Below are 2,281 nucleotides of genomic sequence, written 5' to 3' on the forward strand. Positions count from 1 at the left end.
CGGCCTTGGCCAGGTGGATTGGGTAAAGCCGGCCTGGTCGCAGCTATTGGTTTCATAGACCGGGATCACGTAGGCTTCGCGGTGCTTCCACAGCTTGCCCTGGGCGTCGTAGTCGTCGGCGGCCATCAGGTTCCAGCTGTCTTCGTCCACGTAGAACGTGCGCTTGGGCGCCAGGTGACGCACTCCCGCCTTGACGGTAGCTTCCACTACCCACACCCGGTGCAGCTCGTAGCGTCGGGCGTTTTCGGCGATGTATTCGTCACTGGCCACGTCCTCGAACTTGGCCTTGAAGTCGGTGGCGCCGAAGCTGCCGTAGGGCACGTACATTTCCTTCTTGCCCACCAGCTTCCAGTCGAAGCGGTCGATGGTGCCGTTGAAGACCATGGGTTCATCCAGGGTGTACTGGTTTTCCATGCCGATCTGTGGCGAGTCGTAGGCATAGGAGGGCATACGACGCACGCGGCGCTGGCCGGGGAAGTAGTAGAAGGTCTCGCCGCCGGGCTGGTTGAGGAAGGTGGTCAGCGACAGCGCTTGTCCTGCCAGCGCGGTCGGCGAGTTGTAGGCGAAGTAGGTGTAGTACTCCACCGGCGGCAGCGTGGACAGGTTCACGCTGCCCTTGGCGGCCCAGGGGAAGAACATGGTCTGCTGCGAGCCGGCCTTGATCCATTCGCTGCTGCCCTTGCGTGGGGAGACGGCGGTGATGGTCGACTTCCATTCCTGGGTCACGCCGCGATAGCGCATCTTGCTGTTGTACATGACTTCCTCGCCGCTCTTGGGCAGCGGGAAGGGGATGCCCGGCACCACCGCTTCGGCCAGGCTCCAGCCGTCGGCGCCGAGCTTGGCGCTGGTGTTCTTCTTGGTGTTCTCCACCACGAAATCGGGGGCGCTGCAGTAGCGGTGGCTGGGGTAGATATCCATCTTGTAGCCCTTGATCTGCTTGATCAGGGCGACCTGGCCGGGGCTGAGCTTGCTGGCGTACTTGTCGACGTTGGAGGCATCGATGGTCTCGCTCTTCTTGTCGTCCTTGTACTTGAAGAAGTCGCGGCGCAGCTTGCCATAGGACCAGCCGGGCAGGACCACGTTTTCCTCTTTCCACTCCGGCACGCCATTGCCGCCCGCCTTTTCACCCCCCAGCGGCGTGAGGCTGCCGCCCAGGTCGGCCGGGCTGGCCGCGTGGGCGAAACCGCTCGCCAACGCCAGGGCCATGACGCTCATGTTGATGACCTTCATAGTGCTCTTCTCCCTTTTCGTGATGTTCAATAATGCGTAGGCGTCTTCCAGGGCCAGCTGGGCTATCCCTATCGCGGCAACCCGAGCGGGCTGCGTGCCATGGCTGACAAGATGGCGATTGACTCGCTTATGGCCTTGTCCTGGATAGGTCTTGTTTTGAGAACAGTGGACGAAAGAGAATTTAGAAGGGTCGACCTTGCAACTGTTAGCCACTTTTAGCAAACCACGGTCCCGACCCATGCGCAGGGTGATCCAAAATGAAGCGCGATACGTAATTGCCTCCCGTCCAATAAGGGTTTTCAGGGGGGGCTTATGGGATGTGAGGAGAGTTGCAGCTTGCTGCAAGTCATCAAGACGATCAGGCTTTGCGCAAGAAATTTGTCCCGCCACAAAGAGGGGGGCGTTGATTGCAATGATATAAATCGACCAATTGGTCGAATTTATAGGAGCTTAAGCTCGTATTCTGCTGAAATGCCGTTCACCCCCTCCAAGCGGGATGAGCGGACCAATGAAACGGGGGGAAGGGTTGCAACAGAGGAACGCCGCAGCAACCGGACGCTTTTGCCAAAACCGGATAAGCCTGTGCCCCGGAATCGTTCAGGCGGGCAAGATGCCGGTGCATTCACAGATGGTAACGGATGATACCGATCTGCCCCCGGCATCAGGGTTCGGAGACCGCCTTGAGCACCGTCTCCGAAGGCAGCACGCCGAACATCTTCTTGTATTCGGAGGCGAAGCGGCTGGGATGATTGAAGCCGCACAGCGCGGCCAGGTTGCCGATGGTGGCCTGGCGGTCATGGCTTCGATCCTGGTCGGTGCGGCGCTTGATCTCGCGGTGCGCGGCATTCAGGCGCAGGGCCTTGAGGTATTGCAGCGGCGAGATATCCAGCCGCTCCTCGAAGCAGTATTGCAGGGTGCGGCGGCTCACGTGGGTGGCGTGGCAGACGTCGAGGATGCCGATTTCCTCGCCCGCATGAAGGCGCATGTAATCGATGGCGTTCTGCACGATGCGTGCGCGCCGCTGGCGTGAAGGCAGGGCCGATTCCAGTTC

The 2,281-nt window shown here is 60.4% G+C and carries 2 protein-coding genes; both read right to left on the reverse strand.

Annotation, left to right across the window (positions count from 1 at the left end; genetic code table 11):
• Positions 1-1,230: DUF1329 domain-containing protein (locus I5W_RS01750; RefSeq protein WP_044527958.1), on the reverse strand; the 1,230-nt coding region annotated here is incomplete at its 3' end.
• 661 nt (positions 1,231-1,891) lie between these two features.
• The coding region (locus I5W_RS01755) for a helix-turn-helix domain-containing protein (RefSeq protein ID WP_044527959.1) at positions 1,892-2,281 on the reverse strand (390 nt) is incomplete at its 5' end.

The sequence above is a fragment of the Herbaspirillum sp. B65 genome (assembly GCF_000333555.1).
Classification (GTDB): Bacteria; Pseudomonadota; Gammaproteobacteria; order Burkholderiales; family Burkholderiaceae_D; genus Herbaspirillum; species Herbaspirillum rubrisubalbicans.